The following is a 22054-nucleotide window of genomic DNA, read 5'->3' on the forward strand; positions in this document are numbered from 1 at the left end:
ATGAGCTTCGTCAGCGTACAGAACCTGCAAAAAAGCTACGCCGCCAGCAGCGTGTTCGAGAACATCGACTGCCAGATCGAGCGCGGCGAGTTCGTCACCCTGCTCGGCCCTTCCGGCTGCGGCAAGTCGACGCTGCTGCGCTGCATCGCCGGGTTGACCCCAGTGGATGCTGGCAAGATTCTCCTCGACGGTCAGGACATCGTGCCGCTGAGCCCGCAAAAGCGTGGCATCGGCATGGTGTTCCAGAGCTACGCGCTGTTTCCCAACATGACCGTGGAGCAGAACGTCGCCTTCGGCCTGCGCATGCAGAAGGTCAAGGGCAGCGAAAGCCAGGCGCGGGTGCGCGAAGCGCTGGCGCTGGTGGAACTGGGCAGCTTCGCCGCGCGCTATCCGCATCAGCTCTCTGGCGGGCAGTGCCAACGGGTAGCATTGGCCCGCTCGCTGGTGACCCGCCCACGCCTGCTGCTGCTCGACGAACCTCTGTCGGCGCTCGATGCACGCATCCGCAAGCACCTGCGCGAACAGATCCGCGCGATCCAGCGCGAGCTGGGCTTGACCACCATCTTCGTCACCCATGACCAGGAAGAGGCGCTGACCCTGTCGGACCGCATCTTCCTGATGAACCAGGGCCGCATCGTCCAGAGCGGTGATGCCGAAACCCTCTATACCGCGCCCGTGGACCTGTTCGCCGCAGGTTTCATCGGCAACTACAACCTGCTCGATGCCGACAGCGCCAGCCGGGTGTTGCAGCGCCCTGTGACCAGCCGCCTGGCCATCCGCCCCGAGTCGATCAGCCTGGGGCTCATCGGTGAACTGGATGCCGTGGTGCGCAGTCACAGCCTGCTCGGCAACGTCATTCGCTACCGCGTACAGGTACGCGAGGTGGAACTGGTGGTCGACGTGCTCAATCGCTCGCCCTCGGACCTGCATGCCGACGGCCAACGGGTATCCTTGTCGATCGACCCCACGGCGCTGCGCGAAGTGGCCTAAGGAGAAGCAAGACGATGGCATTGGCAATTTTCGATCTGGACGAAACCCTCATCAACGGTGACTGCGCATCGCTGTGGAGTGAGCAGATGGCCCGGCTGGGCTGGGTCGATGGCAAGGAATTCCTGCGCCGCGACCATGCAATGATGGAGGCGTACGGCAAGGGCCATTTGCAGATGGAGGCCTACATGGACTTCAGCCTGGAACCGATCGCCGGGCGCACCCTGGAAGAGATCGAGCACCTGGTCGAGCCGTGGGTGGAAGAGGTGATCGAGCCGATCATCTACGGCGACGCCTGTCGTTGCATCGCCGAGCACCGCCAGCGTGGCGATCGCATCCTGATCATTTCTGCCTCTGGGGCGCACCTGGTGGGGCCGATCGCGGCGCGCCTGGGGGTCGACGAATACTTGGCCATCGAGCTCGAGGCGGTCAATGGCGTCTTCACCGGCAAGACCCACGGTGTGCTGACCTACCGCGAGGGCAAGATCACGCGCTTGCTGGAGTGGCTGGATCAGGAGCAGGAGAACCTGGAAGGGGCGAGTTTCTACTCCGACTCGCGCAATGACCTGCCGTTGTTGTTGAAGGTGGATCACCCCTATGCAGTGAACCCGGACCCGACCCTGCGCGAGCATGCCGAGCGCAACGGCTGGCCGATCCTCGACTGGTCCTGAGCGCACCGTGCACGGCCACCGGCAGCGCCTGACCCAGTGGATTCGGCGCTCCGGCTTGCCCGCGAAGGGTGTTGCGCAGCGTTACGTGAGGCTCGGGTCGATCACCAGCACCAGCTTGCCGGACACCTGATTGCTCTCAAGCTCCGCATACGCCGCCTGGGCGAATTCGACCGGGTAGGTATCGACCAGCTGGGGTGACAGCCGGCCTTCGCTGAACAGCGGCCAGACCTGCTGCTGCAGGTCGCGCAGCAGTTCCGCCTTGAAGCTGTCGTCGCGGTTGCGCAGGGTGGAGCCAGTGATCTCCAGGCGCTTGCCCAGCACTTGGGCAAGGTCCAGCTCGAACGTGCGCCCACCCATCAGCCCAATGATCACCCAGCGTCCATCGCGGGCCAGCAGCTTCAGGTTGAGCTCGCCGTAACTGGCCCCGACCGGATCGAGAATCACGTCGAACGGCCCAATGGCGTCCAGCGCATCGAGGTTCTGGTTGCGCACCACACCCCCGGCAGCGCCCAGGGCCTGACAGTAATCCAGGCGCTCCTGAGAGCCGACGCTGACCCACACCGGGCTGCCGAACGCCTTGCATAGCTGGATGGCCGCCGAGCCGACACCGCTGGCACCGGCATGCACCAGGACCTTTTCCCCGGCCTTGACCGCGCCCAGCTGGAAGATGTTCAACCAGGCCGTGGCGTACACCTCCGGAATGGCCGCCGCTTCATGCAGGCTCAAGCCCTCGGGCACCGGCAGTACATGGCGCGCATCGACCACCACTTGCTCGGCCATGGCGCCGCTTGCCAGCAGCGCGCAGACTCGGTCGCCGACGCGCCAGGCAGCGCCAGCACCCACCTCTTCGATCACCCCCGCGCATTCCAGGCCCATGTACGGGCTGGCGCCTGGCGGCGGTGGATACAGGCCCCTCATCTGCAACAGATCAGCCCGGTTGAGGCCCGCAGCGGCCACCCGAATGCGTACCTGCCCCGCATCACACGCCGGGCGCTCGGCCTCGACCCAGGCCACATGTCCGTCAACGCCTTGCAATGCCTTCACAGTGCCTCCATAGTTGAATCACATGACTGAGCCTGGGGAGCCCGCTCCCCAGGCTTTTTGCAGTATTTGCCCGGATCCGATGGAACCGGCGAACGGAAAAGACGGCCTACTATGCGTGATCAATTGCCCCCACGTCGAATCAGCATGAAGCATTTCCTACCCAGCACCGCCCTCGCCTTGATGATCGGCCTGGGCAGCCTTACGCTCGGCGGCAATGCGGCGGCCGCCAACAAGTGGGACAGCCTGCAGCCGGACCGCGACGAAATCGTCGCCAGCCTCAATGTGGTGGAACTGCTCAAGCGTCACCACTACAGCAAGCCGCCCCTCGATGACGCCCGTTCGGTAATCATCTACGACAGCTATATCAAGCTGCTCGACCCGGCCCGCAGCTATTTCACCGCAGCCGACATCGCCGAGTTCGACAAGTGGAAGACGCAGTTCGACGACTTCCTCAAAAGTGGCAATCTCGACCCTGGCTTCACCATCTACAAACGCTACCTCGATCGGGTCAAGCAGCGCCTGGACTTCGCCTTGGCAGAGCTGGGCAAAGGGGTCGACAAGATCGACTTCACCACCCAGGAAACCTTGCTGATCGACCGCAAGGATGCGCCGTGGTTGAAAGACCAGGCCGCGCTGGATGAGCTGTGGCGCAAACGCGTCAAGGATGAGGTGCTACGCCAGAAGATCGCCGGCAAAGAACCCAAGCAGATCCAGGAAACCCTGACCAAGCGCTACAAGAACCAACTGGCGCGCCTGGACCAGACCCGCGCCGAGGACATCTTCCAGGCCTACATCAACACCTTCGCCCAGTCCTACGACCCGCACACCAACTACCTGTCGCCCGACAACGCCGAAAACTTCGACATCAACATGAGCTTGTCGCTCGAAGGTATCGGTGCGGTGCTGCAAAGCGATAACGACCAGGTCAAGATCGTGCGCCTGGTGCCGGCAGGTCCGGCGGCCAAGACCAAGCAGGTTGCGCCGGCCGACAAGATCATCGGCGTGGCCCAGGGCAACAAGGAAATGGTCGACGTGGTCGGCTGGCGCCTGGATGAAGTGGTCAAGCTGATTCGCGGGCCTAAAGGCTCGGTCGTGCGCCTGGAAGTGATCCCGGCCAGCAACGCGCCGAGTGATCAGACCAGCAAGATCGTCTCGATCACCCGCGAGGCGGTCAAGCTCGAAGAGCAGGCGGCGAAAAAGTCGGTGCTCAAGCTCAAGCAGGACGGGCGTGACTACAAGCTCGGCATCATCGAGATCCCGGCCTTCTACCTTGACTTCAAGGCTTACCGTGCCGGTGATCCGGAGTACAAGAGCACCACGCGCGACGTGAAGAAACTGCTCACCGAGCTGCAGAAGGAAAAAGTCGACGGCGTGGTCATCGACCTGCGCAACAACGGTGGCGGCTCGCTGCAAGAGGCCACGGAGCTGACCAGCCTGTTCATCGAGAAAGGCCCGACCGTACTGGTGCGCAACAGCGATGGTCGCGTCGACGTGCTCGAAGACGAAAACCCTGGTGCCTTCTACAAAGGCCCCCTGGCGTTGCTGGTCAACCGCCTGTCCGCGTCGGCCTCGGAGATCTTCGCCGGCGCCATGCAGGATTACCACCGCGCCTTGATCATCGGCGGCCAGACCTTCGGCAAGGGCACCGTGCAGACCATCCAGCCACTTAACCATGGCGAGTTGAAGCTGACCCTGGCCAAGTTCTACCGGGTTTCCGGGCAGAGCACCCAGCACCAGGGCGTGTTGCCGGACATCGACTACCCGTCGATCATCGACACCAAGGAAATCGGCGAAAGCGCCCTGCCCGAGGCGATGCCGTGGGACACCATTCGCCCTGTGGTCAAGCCTGCGTCCGATCCGTTCAAGCCATACCTGGCGCAGCTCATGGCGCAGCACGAAGCACGCAGCGACAAGGATGCCGAGTTCACCTACATCCGTGACCGCCTGGCGCTGACCCAGAAGCTGATGAACGAGAAGACCGTCAGCCTCAATGAGCAAGAGCGCCGCGCACGCCACGATGAGATCGAGGCCAAGCAACTGGCGCTGGAAAATACCCGGCGCAAGGCCAAGGGTGAAGAGCCGCTCAAGGAACTGAAAAAAGAAGACGAGGATGCGCTGCCAAGCGAAGATGAAAACACCAAGCCCGAAGACGACGCCTACCTGTCGGAAACCGGTCGCATCCTGATCGACTACCTCAGCGCGAGCACCAAGGTCGCCAAGAAATAACCCGTGACCCCACCGCAAGCCTGAAGGCCCCTACGAAAACGCCCGGTGCAAAACACCGGGCGTTTTTCATGGGCCAGACAAACGTGCGCTCAAACCGCTTCGGGATAGCTGTACTCGAACACGCGCACCACCTCCGAGGCATGCCATGAGGCTGCTTCCATGCCGTCGACCGGACCGGAAAAACGCCCGAGCCGCTCCACGCATTCAAAAAAACCGGTGCGTGGCAGGCGACTGGCGCCCTGGCTGATAACCAGCGAGCTGCGCAGCGGCTGCTCGGCACGGGCATCGAGCAGGGCCAGGTACTCCAGCGCCGCGGTCAGGGTCTGCATGGCTGGGCTGGGCAACTGCAGGCGCTCGATCAGCGCCCGGTAGGTGAGCAGATGGCGTTGACGGCGGGCCAGGTCGAGCTCGTCCAGCAGGTTTTGCCAATGCTGTCGGCTGATCCTGACCTGACTCATGACGCCTCGCTCCAACCGGCCACGCCCAGGTGCCAGGCCAATGCACGACGGATGGCCGCGTCCGGCTCGCGCTCGCCGGATTCGATCATGGCCAGGTACGCCGGACTGACGCCGACGTTGCGCGCCAACTGTTCCGGCGCGATACCCTTGGCCTGGCGCAGCTGTGCAACTTCGCTGAACGCTGGCAGTTGCGCGGGTGTCGATGCCTGCTCCTGCTCCGCTGCCCCGGCCTCGGCCGGCGCCTGTCCGGCCGCCTTGAGCAGAGCCTGGTATTGCGCCCAGGGCACGACGGCGTACTCGGGTTGACCGTCGCGGCTGATGACCTGAATACCCATAAAACCCCCTCACGTAGGATCACGACATGTAATCCATAGGCATAATCCTTATGCCAATTATATGTCCAACCACGCAAGTGTGTGAGGATCAGGCGGGTTTCACTGTGTATTGCGCTCCAGCAACAGGGCTTGCGGGGTCGCCGGCAAGCGCTCGACCACGCGCAGACGCTCAGGCGCCTGGCTGTCACGCCAGGCTTTGAAGCGCGCCAGTTCATCGCCTACGGTCTTGAGCACCCAGCCGAGTACGGCGATGTCGTCAAGAAAGCCAACGCCCAGAATCCAGTCGGGAATGGCATCGATAGGGCTGACGAAGTACAGCAGCCCGGCGACGATGGTCACCAACGCCTTGGGGCTGATCGCACGGTATTCGCCACGCCACCACGCCAGGCACAACGACTGCAGCAACTTCACGTCATCGCGTAGTTGGCCGAGCTTCGGGCCCTTGCGGGCAACCGCGAACAGCAGCGCTGGCAACCGCCCACGGCTGAGCAGGCGTTCGGCCAAAGGCAAGAAGCGGGCAAAATTCCAAGGTGCGCTCATACGGCCTCCAGCGGCGAAAAGGTTATCCACATTTATTGTGGATAACCTTGTGAACAGGGTGAAGTTTCTGACGCCAGGCGCCTATAAGGCAAGGCTCGCGGTCAGATCGGGCGTTTTTTACACAGTATTTACAGCCACGCAAACGATTTGCCGCGCAGCCTGGCAGCGCCAGCACGCTGTCTTTGCTCCGACAATACCCACCGCCCGTGGTTCGCAGGCAGTGCCGCAGAAACGACAACGCCCCGTCGGGACGGGGCGTTGAGACGACGCTTGCGCTTACTGCTGGGCAGGCGCGTCTGCAGGCGCTTGCGCCTCTGGTGCTGCAGCCTCAGGCGCTTCACCGCCCTGCAGCTGCGCAGGATCTTTGATGGCGATCAGCTCAAGGTCGAACACCAGAACCGAGTTGGCCGGGATCAGCGGGCTCGGGCTCTGGGCACCGTAGGCCAGTTCAGCCGGGATGAACAGCTTGTACTTCTCGCCAACGTGCATCAGCTGCAGGCCTTCGACCCAGCCAGGAATGACGCCGCTGACGGGCAGATCGATCGGGCTGCCGCGCTCGACCGAGCTGTCGAACACCTTGCCGTCGATGAGCTTGCCTTCGTAATGAACGGTGACTACGTCGGTAGGCTTGGGCTGCGGGCCATCGGCCTTCTTCACGACTTGGTACTGCAGGCCGGAAGCGGTGGTGACCACGCCTGGCTTCTTGGCATTTTCCTCGAGGAATTTCTTGCCGGCGCTGGCCGCTTCTTCGCTGGCTTTGGTCAGGCGTTCCTCGGCGCGCTTCTGTAGGGCGGTGAAGGCTTCGACCAGCTCTTCATCCTTGATGCGCTGTTCCTTCTTGCCAACGGCATCTTCGATGCCAAGGGCGACGGCTTTGGAATCAAGGTCGTCCATGCCTTCCTGAGCCAGGCTCTTGCCCATGTTCAGGCCGATACCGTAGGAGGCTTTCTGTGCCGGAGTTTTCAGCTCGGGGCTGCTGGTCTGTTGATCACAGCCAGCCAGTACCAGGCCTACCAGGGCAACCGCAGCCGCCAGACGATGTTGTTTCATGCTATTTCCTTGTTCATGCGCCATGAGGGCAATCAGGGTAAGCCGCGAGCTTAGCAGCGGCCATCACCAATGGCTACCGGCATAGGAGCGGCTTTTGGTAAGGAAGTTCAGTAGGTGAAAGCTTGTTCATGCACAGGCCGGCTGCACCCCTGAAGCGTTTCAGGGGTAGCGGCTTTCGCGGTACTCGGTCGCCACTTCGCGCAGCACCTCGCTGACCCACTGGGCAGGCACACTGTGTGGCAACGCCGCATTTCGGCAGACGCCAACCGAGCCACCCGGCTCACGCACACCCAGGTCGAGTTCGACCAACTCTCCCCGGCGCAAATCCAGCAGCACGGCATCGCGCGGCGCCACCCACAGGGCATCGCTGCCCAGCAGGTAACGCCGGCTCAATGCCAGCGAAAGGGTTTCCAGGCGCTGGGCCGGCAGTTCGATCGCGCACTGCACGAACAGGCTGTCAGCGTGTTGCCGAATGGTGGTGCCTGGCGGCGGCAGCACCAACGGGTACGCGGCAACCGCCTGCCGCGGCACCGGAGTGCTGGCCAGCAACGGGTGAGCGGGGCGCACCACCACCGCCATCGATTCGCTGTACAGGTGCTCGAAGGACAGGCCCTGAATCTGCGGGCTGTCGGTCATGCGCCCAACCACCAGTTCCAGTTCGCCCAGGTGCAACTGCCCCAGCAACTGCGCGCTGACCCCGGTCACCACGCTGACCACCAGCGCTTCATGGCGTTGGTGCAAGCGGCACAGCACCTCGGGCATCAACAACCCCTCGACCGTCGACAACACGCCGATGCGCACCTGCGAGGGCGCCCGGGCCTGGCTGCGCAGGCTGCTCACGCCATCGCGCAGCGCCTGCACGCTGGGCCCGGCATAACGCATGAAGCGGGTGCCGGCTGCAGTCAACTCGACGCCCTGGCGACTGCGCGCGAACAGCCGCGTCTCGAGCAGATCTTCGAGTTCCTTGAGGGTCTTGGAAATCGCCGGCTGACTGATCGCCAAGGTATCGGCAGCCTTGGCCAGGCTGCCTTGCCGGGCAATCTCCAGGAAACACAGTAGGTGGCGGTACTTGATACGGGTGTCGAGGTTCATGCCGCCAAGCTTAACGCATCGCCACCTGCGGCGTATCCGGGTCGCGCTGCTGGCGCCGGAACTGCCCTGGCGGCAGGCCGTGAATCTGGCGAAAACGCCTGGAAAAATACGCCTCGTCGGCGAATCCGCACAGCCGCGCCACCTCCCCCACCGGGCGGCTGCCATTGAGCAGGTAGTTGCGCGCGGTATGCATGCGCCGCTCCAGCACCAGTTCGCTGAAACTCTTGCCGATTTCCTTGCGCAGCCAGTGGGTCAGGTAACTGGGTGACAGGTAGGTGGCGGCCGCGACTTTCTGCAGGCTCAGGTCAGGGTCGTCGATATGCCGCCGCAGGTAGTCGCTCATGCGCCCCAATGCAGCCCGCCGGCTGAGCTGCGCGGCGTTGCTTTCGGCGAGTTCGCGCAGGGGTTCGGCGTACAAGCCACAGACCTGGCCAATCAGTTGCAAGAGCAAGCCCTTGAGAATTTCCCGGGTGCCAAAACGGCGGTTGGCGTCCAGCTCGCGCATGCGCGCGAGGATCCGCTGGACCTCGGCGAACGCGTCGCTGTCCAGGCAGAAATCCAGATGCTCCTGAAAGCGAAACGGCGACAGCTCCGGCGCCTGCAGGATCGATACCTCCTCCAGGTCCATCGGATCGCAGCTCAGGTGCGGCAGGAGGAACGTCTGGGAGAAGTTGATCACCACGAAGTCGCTGTGCGGCGGATGCGGGATCACATGCACCCGATGGGGCAGGATGAACGCCAGGGTGTTGCGCTTGAACGGGCGCTGCACGCTGCCAATGTGCTGCACCGTATCGCCACCGAGGTTGATCTGGATCTGGAAGTACTCGTGACGGTGAGGTGCCGTTTCGGCGGGACGACCACGCTGGTCGCGGATATAGAAGTCCATCAGCTCGCTGCGCTGCTGCATGACGTAGGTCGGGACCTCGCGCTTGGGGGGCATGGGCAATCTCCGGTATGCAGGCTTTAGGTTGTACGATGTCGAAACTCTGTAATTTAACCCCGTCTGCAAAAACTGACGCAAGCCTAATTCGTGGCGAAGCCTCTAGCACGGCGTATTGCGCCGATAAACATATAAAAACCCTCGCCAGCGAATGTTTTGGACAGCGCAGCGCAACATGGCCCGCTGTGGAAAAAACGGTCTAAACCGGCCATTGCATTCACAACGTTGTACGACCACTTTAGAGGCGGGACTGCAGCCCTACCTCTACCAACAACAACAAACGAGGTCGACTCATGTCGAGCACGCCTACCCCCCGCACCGCGTCGTCGTACGCGCTGGACGCGGCCCCTGCCCAGCGCCTGCCCACCCGCCGGCGCTGGTTCATGCTGTCGCTGCTGCTGGTGGCGACCATCATCAACTACGTTGACCGGGTGAACATCTCCATCGCAGCGCCGTTCATGGCCAAGGACCTGGGCCTGGACAAGGTCGAGATGGGCCTGATCTTCTCCGCGTTCGCCTGGACGTATGCCCTGGCCTTGGTGCCTGCCGGCTTCATCGCCGACCGCTTCGGTTCGCGGCTGACCTATGGCGTCTCGCTGATCAGCTGGTCGGCGGTGACCGTGGCCCAGGGCCTGGCCAGCGGCTTCGCCTCGCTGTTCGGCCTGCGCCTGGCGGTGGGCGCCATGGAAGCGCCGGCGTTTCCGGCCAACAGCCGTGCGGTGACCGTGTGGTTCCCTGCCCGCGAGCGCGGCATGGCCAGCAGCATCTATGTGTGCGGGCAGTACCTGGGCACCGCGCTGTTCACTGGCGCCCTGCTGTGGCTGGCCACCACCTATGACTGGCGCCATGTGTTCTACAGCACCGGGATCGTCGGCATCGTGTTCGGCGTGGTGTGGCTGTTCCTCTACCGCGATCCGCTCAATTGCAAGAAAGTCAGCAAGGAAGAACTGGCCTATATCGAAAATGGCGGCGGCCTGGTCAAGAGCAGCCAGGAGCGCACCCGCTTCGATTGGCGGCAGGTGGCCGAGCTGTTCCGCTATCGGCAGGTCTGGGCGATTTGCCTGGGCAAGTTCGCCAGCACCTCGGCGCTGTATTTCTTTCTTACCTGGTTCCCGACCTACCTGATCGAAGAGCGTCAGCTGACCCTGATCAAGGTCGGCATCTTCGCGGTGATGCCGTTCATTGGCGCCACCGTGGGCATTCTGCTGGCAGGGATCGTTTCGGACTTGCTGATCCGCAAGGGCTACACGCTGTCGTTCGCGCGCAAGTTGCCGCTGGTGGTGGGTTCGATGCTGGGCATGTCGATCGTGCTGGTGAACTTCACCGACTCCAATGTGCTGTGCATCGCCATCCTGACCCTGGCCTTCTTCGCCCAAGGGATCGCGTCGTCGTCGTGGGCGGCGGTCTCGGAGGTGGCACCCAAGCAACTGATCGGCCTGACCGGGGGGGTGACCAGCCTGGCGGCCAACATCGGCGGCATCGTCACCCCGATCGTGATCGGCGCCATCGTGCATGCCAGTGGTTCGTTCGCCATGGCGTTCTGGTTCATCGGTGGCGTGGCGCTGATGGGCACGCTGTCGTACTCGTTGTTGCTCGGCAAGCTGTACCGGATCGAGCTCAAAAGCGCAGCGTAGGCGGTGCAATCGGCCAGTGCAGGTTACCCGGATAGTCCAAGCCCACCCCGCATTCGTCCAACTTTGCCGGCCAGCGGCTGTTTACGCTGGCCACTCCACTTCGGAGGATCGAGTCATGACCTACCTGTTCAATCCGCCCGCGATCGTCAGCCTGCCGATTCGTGGCAGCGCCGCGCGCTTTCCCGTCGGCCGGGTGTTCTGCCTGGGGCGCAATTACCCCTGGCCGCAAGCCTACGGCCCGGCGCCACAGGAGCCAGTGTTCTTCATGAAGCCGGCGAGCAACGTAGTGCACGCCCAGGGCGAGCTGCCCTACCCAGCGCACAGCGACGAGTTCTGCCATGAAATCGAACTGGTCGCAGCGATTGCCACAGGCGGGGCCAACATTGCCGCCGAGCAGGCCCTGACGCATGTGTTCGGCTTCGCCGTCGGCCTGGACCTGACCTGTCGCGATCACCAGCGCAAAGCCAAGGCCGAGGGCTTGCCATGGGAGTCGGCCAAGGTGTTCGAGGCCTCGGCGCCGATGACCGCGATCGTGCCGGCCAGCGACTGTCCATGGCCGTTGCAGGGCTCGCTGTGGTTGCAGGTCAATGGCCAGGAGCGCCAGCGTGCCGAGCTCAGCCAGCAGACCTGGGCGTTGGCCGAAGTGATCAGCCGCTTGTCGCGGCAACTGCCGCTGCGTCCCGGTGACCTGATCATGACCGGCAGCCCACCTGGCGTGGCGCCGCTCAAGCCTGGCGATGCGATTCACGCCGGCATCGACGGTATCGGCGAATTGCACGTGCACATCGGCCCCCGCCCCGCCGCGCAAGCCGCCAGTGCCGCCTGACCCCCTGGAGCTTTCATGAACCCGAACAAGAAAATCGCCTTGATCACCGGTGCTGGCAGCGGCATCGGTCGCGCCGTCGCCTTGGGCCTGTTGGCCGACGGTTTCTCTCTGGTGCTCGCCGGGCGGCGCCTGGAGCCTTTGCAAGCGCTGGCCGAGCAGGCCATCGCAGCGGGTGGCGAAGCGCTTGCCGTGCCCACCGACGTGCGTGACGAACAGAGTGTCGCGCAGCTGTTCGCCACGATCGAGGAGGTGCATGGCCGTCTCGACCTGATCTTCAACAACGCTGGGGTGAATGCGCCCGCCGTGCCGGTCGACGAACTGGCCTTGGAGCATTGGCGCAACGTCATGGCCACCAACGTCGATGGCGTGTACCTGTGCGCGCGCGCCGCCTTTGGCCTGATGCGCCGCCAGCAGCCGCAGGGTGGACGCATCATCAACAACGGCTCGATCTCGGCGCACACCCCCCGCCCGTTCACTGCCCCGTACACCGCGAGCAAGCACGCGGTGCTGGGCCTGACCAAGGCGCTGGCGCTCGACGGCCGCGCGTTCAACATCGTGTGCAGCCAGGTGGACATCGGCAATGCCCTGACCGAGCTGTCCGAACGCATGACCCGTGGAGTGCGCCAGGCCAATGGCGAGATCGCCGCCGAACCAATGCTCGATATGCGCCACGTGGCCGACGCCGTGCGCTACATCGCCGCGCTGCCGCTGGACGCCAACGTACTCAACATGACCGTGATGGCCAGCTACATGCCGTTCGTAGGCCGTGGCTGACCGCTATTTACGAGGAATCGATCGATGAAACCGCACATCCTGCAACTGAGCCCTATCCTCATCCCGCACATCCGCGAGCGCCTGGAAAGCCTGTTCACGGTGCACCGCTACTTCGAGCAAGCCGACAAAGAGGCCTACGTCAGCGAGCAGGCCGCGCACATCCGTGGCGTGGTCACCGGTGGCCATACCGGCATCAGCCAAGACTTGATGGCGCGCCTACCGAAGCTGGAAGTGGTAGCCGTCAATGGCGTGGGCACCGATGCAGTGGACCTGGCCTATGCGCGCGACCGCGGGATCCAGGTTACCGCCACCATCGGCGCGCTCACCGAAGATGTCGCTGACCTGGCCATGGGCCTGCTGATCAGCGTCTGCCGGGGCATCTGCAGCGGCGACCGCTTCGTTCGTGCCGGCCTTTGGGCGACCAGCCCGACGCCCCTGGCGCCGCTACCACTGGCGCGGCAAGTGTCGGGCATGCGTGTGGGCATCGTCGGCATGGGCCGGGTCGGCCGCGCCGTGGCCCAGCGCGCAGCAGCGTTCGGGTGCCCGATTCACTACACCGACCTGCAGGCGCTGGAGGTGCCCTACACCTTCGAAGCGGACTTGCTGCAACTGGCCAGGGATTGCGATGCGTTGATCTTGGCGGCCGCCGCCGACAAAGGCGAGGCGCTGGTGACCCGCGAGGTGCTGCAAGCGCTTGGGCCTGAGGGTTACCTGATCAATATCGCGCGCGGCAAGCTGGTCGATGAGCCGGCGTTGCTCGCCGCCTTGCAAGCCGGGGAAATCGCTGGCGCGGCACTGGACGTGTTTGCCGATGAGCCGCGCGCGCCCGAGGCGCTGTTCGAGCGTGAGGACGTGGTGTTGCAACCGCATCGGGCCAGCGCCACGCTGCAGACCCGCACGCGCATGGGCGAGATGGTGGTGGCCAGTCTGGTCGATGTGTTTGCCGGGAAAACACCTCAAGGCCTGGTGCGGTGATGGACGAAAGGAAGGCTCCTACATCAGTTTAGGAAGGGCCGAACTGCCCGGAGAATGGGTTCCTTGGTAGCGTCGCAGCTTCAGTTGCAACGCTAACCGATGGGGCGGGAGGCGGCTAGGGCCGGCGTTCCGCCCGAGGTCCGCCCATGAACATCTCCGAACGCATCGCCATCGCCGTGGCCGAGTCTTCCCTGCCCTTGCACCGCTGCAAGGCCTGTCAGCGCCAGGGCCTGCCGATCTTGCCGCTGCGCAGGGCGCTGGTGCCCGACACGCGTTTTGGCAGCGACCCCACCACGCAAACACGCCTGGGCCTGCGCACCTTGCGCAGCGGCTACCTGTACGTGCTGCTCGACCAGCGCGTCTGGCAGGCCTTCGAAGTGACCGAGCACGGCCACCTGCGCCGTTTCGATCCTTATGCACCGCCACTTGGACCGCCCCCGCCGTTACCCGAAACCTGCGTGCACGAGAACCATGACATCCCCTCGGCGTTTCTCACCCTCGACGCCGTCACCTACGGCTCGGCCTGGATCGCCTTCGCCAGCGACCCGTGGCCGATGAGTGTGCTCAATGCCTACAAGTCCGGCCAGGCGCCGGCGAGTCGCTTCGAGGGCATCGACTTGAGCCAGGCGCGCGATAACCCCGCGCTGCTCGGCCTGGCCATGACCCCGGAGCAGCTGCAGGTCGACCGCCAGGTGTTCGAATACGCCCAGCAGCTCAGCGGCCCGTTCGACAGCGCCCACGGCTTTCACAGCCGCTTTCTGCGCAAGGCCGCCTTGCGCGGCTACCTGACCAACGCCATCGCCGAGCACCAGTTGCACAACGGTGTATTGGCGCTGGTACTCGACGACAGCCTGGGGCTGGCCCAGGAATACAACCAGCAGCGGCTGAAGTGGGTGGTCCAGCGCCAGGCCTGGCGCGATGATCCGCTGCGCGCCTACCAGTTGCAGACCTCGCAGATCCTGCAGATCATCCGCGCCACCCAGCGCCAGTGGGCGGCGCATCAGGTGCCGAACTTCGAGGCCCAGGCCGGCGACGGTCCACCGATTTTTGCCAACCCTGCCGCAGAGCGCCAACGCCAGGTCGAGATAAAGCAGCGCGAGCAGGATGAGCGGCTCGATGCGCGCTACGACGAACCGCGCCGGGCGGCCTTTCAGGCAGACTACGACCGCCAGGAAGCGCGCTTGCAGGCGCACATCGACGAGCATGCCAGCCACTACGCGCAGGTGTGTGAAAGCGCTGCTTTTCGCCTGATCGAACGTCACGACTATGACGGCCGCGACCGCGAATCGGGCATTGCCTACAGCACGACCCTGGCCGCATGCCTGGCGGGCGGCATCACCGAAGCGCCCTCCCCTGATGCACCACGCCCTGGCAGCAGCGCCGCGCTGTGGCGCGACTGGCTGCAGGATCCGCACAGCCCGCCCTACCGCGCCCTGCTGTTGCGCGATAAAGCCTTGCTGGCCGGCTTGCTGCCGAGCTTCTCCACCTCCGGCGCGCTCGACTGGAACGACAGCGAAAAGCTCTACAGCGCCGCAAGCAAGCTGATCGCCAGCGAAGACCTGGGCTCGGCCCTGCGAGGCGCGCTGAAACAAGCGATCACCGACCTGCAAGGCGCCGTCAATAGCGCCAGCCTGCGCCTGCATACGCATTTGGCGCCTGGCGTGCATCAGGCCGTGCGCCACCTGAACAGCGTCAATCAACTGATCTACAACGGTGTACACCTGATCGAGCTGCAGGTGCAGATGAAGCTCGGCGAATACTACGCCTTGCAGAGCGCGCACCTGCGCGAGCTGCAGAACAGCGCCAGCGTGAAACTGGCCAAGCTGCGCGAACAGGTGATGCCCGACCTGGACGACGTGCGCGCCGGCATCTTCAAGCCGGTGGGCCGGGTTAAACCGATCATCCAGACCGGCCTGCTGAGCCTCGCCGTGCTCGACCCGAAGATCGCCCACCAGATGATTTCGGTCAGCGTGTGGGTCGAGGGCAAGGGGCATGAAGTGCGCGAGCGCTTGGTCAGCGAGCTGAAGCACAGTGCCGGCCAGTTCAACGAAGCAGCGAAGGCGGCGTTGGTCGAGATCAAGGTGGCGGCAGGAACACTGGAACCGCAGGCGCGGCAGGCGCTGCAACGGATGCAGATTAGCGCGGGGCAGGTTTCGCAGATGGTTAAGGGGAGTTTTGAGGGGTTGCGCACTACGGGAAAGGGATGGGAGTTGCTGCTTTCCGTCGGCGGCATTTACCTAATGAATGACAGTCTTGCCAAGAGTTTGAAGGCGGCAGACGAAAAGATCGGAAACACCTCTAGCGAAGCAATGATGGCTCTGTATGGCGCAAGCCTAGGTATCATCGGCGGCGGAATTGAACTCGTAGGTTTACTTATACCGCAGAGGCTTGGCGCTGACCCTGGCTACAACTTGGGTAGGACCATTGCGAAAGCCGGCATAGCTATCAATGCAGCCGCAAGCTTTTTCGATGTTTTAAGGACAGGAATTGCGATAAGAAGATCGTATAGAGCGGGCGATGACGACGCCGCATGGTGGTACAGAGCTGCTGGGGTCGCCGGTTTTTTTAGTCCTGGCTCATCAATACTAGCTATAACGACCCCCTACCTATTGGGCCCATTGGGACTTGCCATAGTTCTTGGCCTCATGGCCTACACTTTTGAAAAAAAAGCGAGCAAAGCAGAATCGACGCCACTAGAAACGTGGACTCGGAGATGTTATTTCGGAAAAGCCGACGAGAAACCCCGCGTTCACTGGCAGCTTCCCAGCCAAGCTGACATCGCATTTTCACAGCTTAATTCAGTGATACTAGGACTCGACCTTGGTCTGAAATTTGAATCCTCAAGATTAGATCCAGGTATTGGCTCCAAGATAGGCGGACTCGTCCAAACAGATATCAACATAGTTTTGAAGCTTCGCCTGACACTCCCTAAATTCATCGAGGAAACATCCGCTTATCATTGGGTTCTTATCCTCCATAGGCCAGAAGACGGTAGCTCCCCGATCTTTGAACGGGGAGAGACAGCTGTTGACAAGAGCCACTTCGCTCCACCTTTACACACTAAGACTTCTGAACTTGCCTCACTGCGGCCATCGGAGCTGGCATCAAGGCTTCACTATAAAGCGGAATCGCTTGTCATAGAAACCATCAGCAAAGATTCCTGCCATATCATTTCAGCCAGCTTGGAAATCGCTAGCCGCGTCGTGAAGCCTGACATCTGCGCAGCCACCTTAAGCATTGCCTACTGGCCAGACCGCAGCCTTGTGGACGCCGTGGCGGAAAACTCCGTAGTGGAGCTCCTCTGATGTCTCTACCTCACCGCCGCGTCGGTTGGACCCATGACCTTCCTTACTTGAAGGCTCCTTTGAATCGCCAGTCGCTTCACGGCAAGCTGGATCCACCCCCTAATACAATTGATTGCAACTACCTAGAGATACCTAGATCACTGCTACCCGCTAGAGGGATTTTATTTGTGCTTGGATCCATAAGCATCCTCGCGTGTATGCTTCTTCCTATGTTCTTGATATATCTGTGCTTATCGACATCCTACACACCAGACCTTGAAGAATTATCTATCACTGTCGTCATCGTGGTGACCGCACTGTTTACAATGACCCCGTACATTCGCGCTGATCTCGAACTGCCTCGCGACGAACCTATCCGATTCAACCGACATCGCCGCAAGGTTTACTTCTATCAATATAGAATGGATCGCCTGCATCCATTCGGCCGAAAAAACTGGGGCGTGCAGCCAATTGCTTATAACTGGGAAGATCTAACAGCAGAGGTGTACCGCATTTATGTTCCAACGGCGGGCTTGAAGGAGGAGATCATGATCTCCGTGCGCAAGCCTGGCAGCGACAAAGTAATAGATCGAGTGTTCTTAACCAGCAATCCCGAAAAAGGCCAATTGTACTGGGAACTTGCGCAGCACTTCATGGAGCACGGCCTAGAGGGACTACCACACTTTGAGCACGAACCCTGGGCCTGGAACGAAGGCACATACTCCAATCCTTTCGAGCAAAGAGCACCGAAAGTCAAATGGCCAGCGGAGATGGACCTTGAATCTCGCAGCGCACCGGGTGGTGACGAGCAATATGAGGTAAATTGAGGCTAAATTATTAATAGGTGCGGAGTGCGCTACGCGGCTCAGACTTTAGCTTAACTTCTGGTATCGCCGGGAAAACACCTCAAGGCCTGGTGCGGTGATGGACGAAAGGAAAGCTCCTACATCAGTTTAGGAAGGGCCAAACTGCCCGGAGAATGGGTTCCTTGGTAGCGTCGCAGCTTCAGTTGCAACGCTAACCGATGGGGCGGGAGGCGGCTAGGGCCGGCGTTCCGCCCGAGGCCGCGCAGCATCATCACCGCCTCGCTAGTCACAGTTTATTGGCCGGATCGCGACATTCCTAGCGCTTACGCCGAACACATTTTAAATGAGGAGAACGCATGAGCCTGAGACATCGAGCCCCAGGCTGGACGCATGACCTGCCCAACACCGAGACGCCGGTCACTCAAGGAGAGATTCGCCCTGATATAGACCCTCCTCCTAACACGATAAATGAAGTCTACTTGGAACTACCGCGCTCCTCGATAAGAATTCGGGGGGCGTGGTTGCTAACAGGCCCAACGCTCATAGCTTGGTACCTCTTGTATGCTATAGAAATAATCTACAGCAACGTGTTCACACAACCATCGATAAACCTGGAGATTATTTTAACCTCGATATTCATACCTGCAATAACTGTGATCTTGCTAACTCCACATATCCGCACGGAACTTGGCTTTCCTCGTGACGAGCCCATACGCTTCAACAGGCCTCGCCGGAAAGTCTATTTTTACCAATACCGATTCAGCTTCCTCTTCCCCTTTAGCCGAAGCCGATGGGGTCTCAAGCCTGTTGCCTATGACTGGGATGACATCACTGCAGAAGCCTATCGGGTCTTTCGTCCTGGCCACGGAGGGTTGAAAGAATGGGTGATGCTGTCCGTGTGCCTGCCCGGCACCAAGCAGGTCATCGATAGATTATTTCTCGCGGACGATCTTGAAGAGGGTGCTCAATATTGGGCCATCGCCCGCCTCTACATGCAAGAGGGTCCCGCGGCGCTTCCCACCTTTGCTTATCCGCCGGAAGATTGGAATGAATTTCCTTACCCTATCACGCGGGAAAACATGAAGCATCGCAACCCAATCGACCGGCTTGCTCCCAAAGTCGAGTGGCCAGCGGAGATGGACCTTGAATCCCGTAGCGTTCCGAGTGGTTTCGAGCAACTATGAGGTAGTTGGGGCTCAACTTATTGATGGGTACGGCGTGCACCACGCGATCCAGATTTCAGTTTAACTTCTGGTATTGCCGGGGCCGCTGTGCGGCCCTTTCGCGACACAAGGCCGCTCCCACGAAAGAAGATCGCGTTCATACTCTGGTAGTGAATGCTGTGGCGCGCTGGACTCCAGCGAACTCAAACTACGCCCAACTCGACGGCAGTGCCGTTGATACGCACTGGCCATACACGCAACCGTTGCCCCGCATCTTCCAGACACTCGCCGCTGAGCAAGCTGAAATGCTGCTTGTACAACGGCGCGGCTACCACCAATTCGCCTTGCAGGCTGCCAACCAGGCCGCGGCCGATGATGTTGGCGCCGGAACGGGGGTCGCGGTTGTCCACGGCGAAGACACTCGGCTCCACGCCGGGTAGATAGAATATCGCCACCTGAGCGCCATCGAGCCAGGCCACGACACCGGAATCGGCCACAAGGTCATCGGTGTGGCAGACCGTTTGCCAACGTTCACAGCGCTTGGCGACAACAGCGGATTGATTCATCAGACAGCCTCCTCGGTGGTTGGGATCAGGTGCAGGGGTGTTGCCGGTCGGCGCTGGTCGCGCTCGCGCACGAAGTGCACGTCCGGGTCGGCGCGGCGGTCATTGACGAACGTGCGGAAGCGCTTGAGCTTCTCCGGATCTTTCAGCGCATTGGCCCATTCGCATTCGTAGCGATCGACCACATGCTGCATCTGTGCTTCGAGCTCGCCCGCCAGGCCCAGGCTGTCTTCGATGATCACCTGCTTGAGGTAGTCCAGTCCGCCCTCAAGCCCTTCGCGCCACACCGAGGTGCGTTGCAATTTATCGGCGGTGCGGATGTAGAACATCAGCACCCGGTCGATCAGGCGCACCAGCGTCTGGTCGTCCAGATCAGTGGCGAACAGCTCAGCGTGGCGTGGACGCATGCCGCCGTTGCCGCAGATGTACAGATTCCAGCCTTTTTCCGTGGCGATGACGCCGATGTCCTTGCTTTGCGCCTCGGCGCATTCGCGGGTGCAGCCCGACACGGCGAACTTGAGTTTGTGCGGGCTACGCAAGCCCTTGTAACGGTCCTCGAGGTGCAACGCCATGGCGACGCTGTCCTGTACACCGTAGCGGCACCACGTACTGCCGACGCATGATTTGACCGTGCGTGTCGATTTGCCATAGGCGTGCCCGGTCTCGAAGCCGGCTTCGATCAACTCGCCCCAGATCAGCGGCAGCTCATGCAATTGAGCGCCGAACAGATCGATGCGCTGCCCGCCGGTGATCTTGGTGTAGAGGTCGTACTTCTTCGCCACCTGGCCAATCACGATGAGCTTGTCCGGGGTGATCTCGCCACCGGGAATGCGCGGCACCACCGAGTAAGTCCCGTTCTTCTGCATGTTGGCCATGAACGTATCGTTGGTGTCCTGCAGCGGCACCAATGACGGATCCATGATCGGCTGGTTCCAGCACGAGGCGAGGATCGAACCCACCACCGGTTTGCAGCTAGCGCAGCCCACCTGCCCTTTCCCGTGGCGCTCGAGCAGCGCATCGAAGCTGCGGATATCCCCAACCCGCACCAAGGCGTACAACTCCTGGCGGGTGTAGGCGAAATGCTCGCACAGGCTTTTGTCGACTGCCACGCCGCGCGCACTCAGCTCATGCTCCACGACCTGCTTGAGCAGCGCCGCGCAACCGCCACAACCGGTGGCGGCCTTGGTGCACCCCTTGACCGCAGCCAGATCGCCACAGCCGTTGTCGATGGCAGTGCAGACCTGGCCCTTGCTGACGTTGTGGCAGGAACAGAGGGTCGCAGTGGCGGGCAACGCATCAGCGCCGAGTGTCGGCGCGCCGTTGCCTTGCGGCAGGATCAGGGAGGCCGGATCGTCCGGCAGGACGATGGCGTTCTGGGCGTATTGCAGCAAGGTGTCGTAATAGCTGTTATCGCCCACCAGCACTGCGCCGAGCACGTGCTTGCCGCTGGCATCCACTACCAGCCGCCGATAGCTGTTGTTGGCTTCATCGATATAGCGATAGCTGCGGGCGCCGGGGGTTGCGCCGTGGGCATCGCCGATCGAGCCGACATCCACGCCCAGCAGCTTGAGCTTGGTCGACATGTCGGCCCCGCTGAAGGCACTGGCGCTTTCGCCCAGCAGCAGCCCTGCCAGGTTGCGCGCCATGCTGTAGCCAGGGGCTACCAGGCCGAACACGCTGCCATTCCATGACGCGCATTCACCGATGGCGAAAATACGCGGATCGCTGCTGCGACAGTGGTTGTCGATGACCACGCCGCCACGCGCTGCGATCTCCAGACCGCAGGCCCGGGCCAGGGCATCCTGCGGACGAATACCGGCAGAGAACACGATCAGGTCGGTTTCCAGATACGCTGCGCCGTCGAAATTCATGCGGTAGCGATAGTCCTGCCCGGCAGTCACCGACTGGGTCGCACACGCCAGATGCACGCCCACGCCCAGCGCCTCGATCTGCGCTTTCAAGGCAGCGCCAGCGTCGCTGTCGAGCTGCACCGGCATCAGCCGCGGGGCGAACTCCACCACATGTGCTTCGAGGCCCAGGGACTTCAGCGCGTTGGCCGCTTCCAGGCCGAGCAGGCCACCGCCCACCACCACGCCACGACGCGCTGCAGCGGCAGCGGTGCGTATGGCATCCAGGTCGTCCAAGGTGCGATAGACCAGCCGTGCATCACCCTCGCAGCCGGCGATCGGCGGCACGAACGGGTAGGAACCGGTGGCCAGAATCAATTGGTCATAGGCGTAGCGCCCTGCGGCGGTCACCACTTCGCCACGCTCACGGTCAATCGCGACGACCGCTTCGCCCAAGTGCAACTGCACGCCGTTCGCGCCGTAGTAATCCTGCCCGCACAGGGCCAAGCGCTCGGCGCAGCTGCCAGCGAAGTATTCCGACAGGTGCACCCGGTCGTAGGCGCGCTGGCGCTCCTCGCCGAACACGTGCAGCTCGAAGCGCGCCAGGGCGCCGCGCTCGATCAACTGCTCGACGCAGTGGTGACCGACCATGCCGTTGCCGACGATGATCAAACGCTGCCGTTGCCCGTTCGCTGTTGCCTTCATAAGCCGATCCTCGATCCAAAAAAAAACGCCTGGAGCCGAAGCTCCAGGCGTCTTTGCCTGTGTTCATCACGGTATGCCCTGGTTGATCGCCGTTGATCAGCGGGCTTGGTTGTGACGAGGGCTGAAGCAGGAGT

The 22054-nt window shown here is 62.2% G+C and carries 19 protein-coding genes; 10 read left to right on the forward strand and 9 right to left on the reverse strand.

Annotation, left to right across the window (positions count from 1 at the left end):
- Positions 1–990 (forward strand): ABC transporter ATP-binding protein, encoded by a 990-nt coding sequence (locus ACLEJW_RS18100; RefSeq protein WP_145192308.1) that lies wholly within the window; start codon positions 1–3, stop codon positions 988–990.
- 14 nt (positions 991–1004) lie between these two features.
- Positions 1005–1658: an HAD family hydrolase gene (locus ACLEJW_RS18105; RefSeq protein ID WP_145192311.1), complete on the forward strand. Its 654-nt coding sequence runs from the start codon at positions 1005–1007 to the stop codon at positions 1656–1658.
- Between the two features lie 81 nt (positions 1659–1739).
- Here the strand turns inward: ACLEJW_RS18105 and ACLEJW_RS18110 are convergent, their stop codons facing one another.
- Positions 1740–2702 carry an NAD(P)H-quinone oxidoreductase gene (locus ACLEJW_RS18110; RefSeq protein ID WP_440777991.1) on the reverse strand — a complete coding sequence of 321 codons (963 nt, stop codon included), beginning with the start codon at positions 2700–2702 and terminating at the stop codon, positions 1740–1742.
- Positions 2703–2846: 144 nt separating this feature from the next.
- Between ACLEJW_RS18110 and ACLEJW_RS18115 the strand changes: the two genes are divergently transcribed.
- Positions 2847–4928 (forward strand): carboxy terminal-processing peptidase, encoded by a 2082-nt coding sequence (locus ACLEJW_RS18115; protein ID WP_440777992.1) that lies wholly within the window; start codon positions 2847–2849, stop codon positions 4926–4928.
- An 89-nt stretch (positions 4929–5017) separates the two neighbouring features.
- Here ACLEJW_RS18115 and ACLEJW_RS18120 read toward each other — a convergent pair whose 3' ends face one another.
- From ACLEJW_RS18120 to ACLEJW_RS18145, 6 genes are all read right to left on the reverse strand, one after another.
- Positions 5018–5386 (reverse strand): hypothetical protein, encoded by a 369-nt coding sequence (locus ACLEJW_RS18120; protein WP_145192320.1) that lies wholly within the window; start codon positions 5384–5386, stop codon positions 5018–5020.
- Positions 5383–5721, reverse strand: a complete 339-nt coding sequence (locus ACLEJW_RS18125) for a helix-turn-helix domain-containing protein (protein ID WP_313458717.1) — start codon at positions 5719–5721, stop codon at positions 5383–5385. Before ACLEJW_RS18125 ends, ACLEJW_RS18120 begins: the two co-directional genes overlap by 4 nt.
- Positions 5722–5820: 99 nt before the next feature.
- Positions 5821–6261 (reverse strand): YkvA family protein, encoded by a 441-nt coding sequence (locus ACLEJW_RS18130; protein WP_145192327.1) that lies wholly within the window; start codon positions 6259–6261, stop codon positions 5821–5823.
- A gap of 276 nt (positions 6262–6537) precedes the next feature.
- A complete protein-coding gene (locus ACLEJW_RS18135; RefSeq protein WP_145192330.1) occupies positions 6538–7311 on the reverse strand; it encodes an FKBP-type peptidyl-prolyl cis-trans isomerase in 774 nt (257 codons plus the stop codon).
- Positions 7312–7470: 159 nt separating this feature from the next.
- Positions 7471–8403, reverse strand: coding sequence for a pca operon transcription factor PcaQ (gene pcaQ / locus ACLEJW_RS18140; RefSeq protein WP_313458713.1), 933 nt, complete (start codon positions 8401–8403; stop codon positions 7471–7473).
- Between the two features lie 10 nt (positions 8404–8413).
- Positions 8414–9343, reverse strand: coding sequence for a helix-turn-helix transcriptional regulator (locus ACLEJW_RS18145; protein ID WP_313458710.1), 930 nt, complete (start codon positions 9341–9343; stop codon positions 8414–8416).
- 293 nt (positions 9344–9636) lie between these two features.
- Here ACLEJW_RS18145 and ACLEJW_RS18150 point away from each other — a divergent pair, with 293 nt between their 5' ends.
- The 7 genes from ACLEJW_RS18150 to ACLEJW_RS18180 all read left to right on the forward strand — a co-directional run bounded on the left by ACLEJW_RS18150 (position 9637) and on the right by ACLEJW_RS18180 (position 18826).
- Positions 9637–10977 carry an MFS transporter gene (locus ACLEJW_RS18150; RefSeq protein ID WP_440777993.1) on the forward strand — a complete coding sequence of 447 codons (1341 nt, stop codon included), beginning with the start codon at positions 9637–9639 and terminating at the stop codon, positions 10975–10977.
- Positions 10978–11092: 115 nt separating this feature from the next.
- Positions 11093–11803: a fumarylacetoacetate hydrolase family protein gene (locus ACLEJW_RS18155; RefSeq protein WP_313300934.1), complete on the forward strand. Its 711-nt coding sequence runs from the start codon at positions 11093–11095 to the stop codon at positions 11801–11803.
- A 15-nt stretch (positions 11804–11818) separates the two neighbouring features.
- On the forward strand, positions 11819–12577 hold the full coding sequence (locus ACLEJW_RS18160) for an SDR family oxidoreductase (RefSeq protein ID WP_440777994.1): 759 nt from the start codon (positions 11819–11821) through the stop codon (positions 12575–12577).
- Positions 12578–12601: 24 nt separating this feature from the next.
- Positions 12602–13552 (forward strand): 2-hydroxyacid dehydrogenase, encoded by a 951-nt coding sequence (locus tag ACLEJW_RS18165; RefSeq protein WP_440777995.1) that lies wholly within the window; start codon positions 12602–12604, stop codon positions 13550–13552.
- Between the two features lie 146 nt (positions 13553–13698).
- Complete coding sequence (locus tag ACLEJW_RS18170; RefSeq protein ID WP_440777996.1) at positions 13699–16857, forward strand: T6SS effector BTH_I2691 family protein; 3159 nt, start codon at positions 13699–13701, stop codon at positions 16855–16857.
- The gene (locus ACLEJW_RS18175; protein ID WP_440777997.1) at positions 16857–17663 is read left to right on the forward strand and encodes a DUF6708 domain-containing protein; all 807 of its coding nucleotides are present in this window, start codon (positions 16857–16859) and stop codon (positions 17661–17663) included. The genes ACLEJW_RS18170 and ACLEJW_RS18175 overlap by 1 nt, the downstream gene beginning before the upstream one ends.
- A 335-nt stretch (positions 17664–17998) precedes the next feature.
- Entirely contained in the window at positions 17999–18826 is an 828-nt protein-coding gene (locus ACLEJW_RS18180) for a DUF6708 domain-containing protein (protein WP_440777998.1), read from the forward strand.
- A gap of 182 nt (positions 18827–19008) precedes the next feature.
- Here ACLEJW_RS18180 and nirD read toward each other — a convergent pair whose 3' ends face one another.
- Complete coding sequence (nirD, locus tag ACLEJW_RS18185) at positions 19009–19371, reverse strand: nitrite reductase small subunit NirD (protein ID WP_440777999.1); 363 nt, start codon at positions 19369–19371, stop codon at positions 19009–19011.
- Positions 19371–21920, reverse strand: coding sequence for a nitrite reductase large subunit NirB (nirB, locus tag ACLEJW_RS18190; protein WP_313303006.1), 2550 nt, complete (start codon positions 21918–21920; stop codon positions 19371–19373). The genes nirD and nirB overlap by 1 nt, the downstream gene beginning before the upstream one ends.
- Between the last annotated feature and the right edge of the window lie 134 nt (positions 21921–22054).

The organism is Pseudomonas sp. SMSB3, assembly GCF_052041965.1.
Classification (GTDB): domain Bacteria; phylum Pseudomonadota; class Gammaproteobacteria; order Pseudomonadales; family Pseudomonadaceae; genus Aquipseudomonas.

Excerpts from the sequence above, each read along its gene's own strand:
- ACLEJW_RS18135 (WP_145192330.1), bottom strand. The coding sequence starts at position 7,311 with ATGAAACAACATCGTCTGGCGGCTGCGGTTGCCCTGGTAGGCCTGGTA.
- ACLEJW_RS18155 (WP_313300934.1), top strand. The coding sequence starts at position 11,093 with ATGACCTACCTGTTCAATCCGCCCGCGATCGTCAGCCTGCCGATTCGT.
- ACLEJW_RS18145 (WP_313458710.1), bottom strand. The coding sequence starts at position 9,343 with ATGCCCCCCAAGCGCGAGGTCCCGACCTACGTCATGCAGCAGCGCAGC.
- nirB (WP_313303006.1), bottom strand. The coding sequence starts at position 21,920 with ATGAAGGCAACAGCGAACGGGCAACGGCAGCGTTTGATCATCGTCGGC.
- ACLEJW_RS18120 (WP_145192320.1), bottom strand. The coding sequence starts at position 5,386 with ATGAGTCAGGTCAGGATCAGCCGACAGCATTGGCAAAACCTGCTGGAC.
- ACLEJW_RS18165 (WP_440777995.1), top strand. The coding sequence starts at position 12,602 with ATGAAACCGCACATCCTGCAACTGAGCCCTATCCTCATCCCGCACATC.
- ACLEJW_RS18130 (WP_145192327.1), bottom strand. The coding sequence starts at position 6,261 with ATGAGCGCACCTTGGAATTTTGCCCGCTTCTTGCCTTTGGCCGAACGC.
- ACLEJW_RS18170 (WP_440777996.1), top strand. The coding sequence starts at position 13,699 with ATGAACATCTCCGAACGCATCGCCATCGCCGTGGCCGAGTCTTCCCTG.
- ACLEJW_RS18175 (WP_440777997.1), top strand. The coding sequence starts at position 16,857 with ATGTCTCTACCTCACCGCCGCGTCGGTTGGACCCATGACCTTCCTTAC.
- ACLEJW_RS18180 (WP_440777998.1), top strand. The coding sequence starts at position 17,999 with ATGAGCCTGAGACATCGAGCCCCAGGCTGGACGCATGACCTGCCCAAC.
- ACLEJW_RS18100 (WP_145192308.1), top strand. The coding sequence starts at position 1 with ATGAGCTTCGTCAGCGTACAGAACCTGCAAAAAAGCTACGCCGCCAGC.
- ACLEJW_RS18125 (WP_313458717.1), bottom strand. The coding sequence starts at position 5,721 with ATGGGTATTCAGGTCATCAGCCGCGACGGTCAACCCGAGTACGCCGTC.
- pcaQ (WP_313458713.1), bottom strand. The coding sequence starts at position 8,403 with ATGAACCTCGACACCCGTATCAAGTACCGCCACCTACTGTGTTTCCTG.
- ACLEJW_RS18115 (WP_440777992.1), top strand. The coding sequence starts at position 2,847 with ATGAAGCATTTCCTACCCAGCACCGCCCTCGCCTTGATGATCGGCCTG.
- ACLEJW_RS18160 (WP_440777994.1), top strand. The coding sequence starts at position 11,819 with ATGAACCCGAACAAGAAAATCGCCTTGATCACCGGTGCTGGCAGCGGC.
- ACLEJW_RS18105 (WP_145192311.1), top strand. The coding sequence starts at position 1,005 with ATGGCATTGGCAATTTTCGATCTGGACGAAACCCTCATCAACGGTGAC.
- nirD (WP_440777999.1), bottom strand. The coding sequence starts at position 19,371 with ATGAATCAATCCGCTGTTGTCGCCAAGCGCTGTGAACGTTGGCAAACG.
- ACLEJW_RS18150 (WP_440777993.1), top strand. The coding sequence starts at position 9,637 with ATGTCGAGCACGCCTACCCCCCGCACCGCGTCGTCGTACGCGCTGGAC.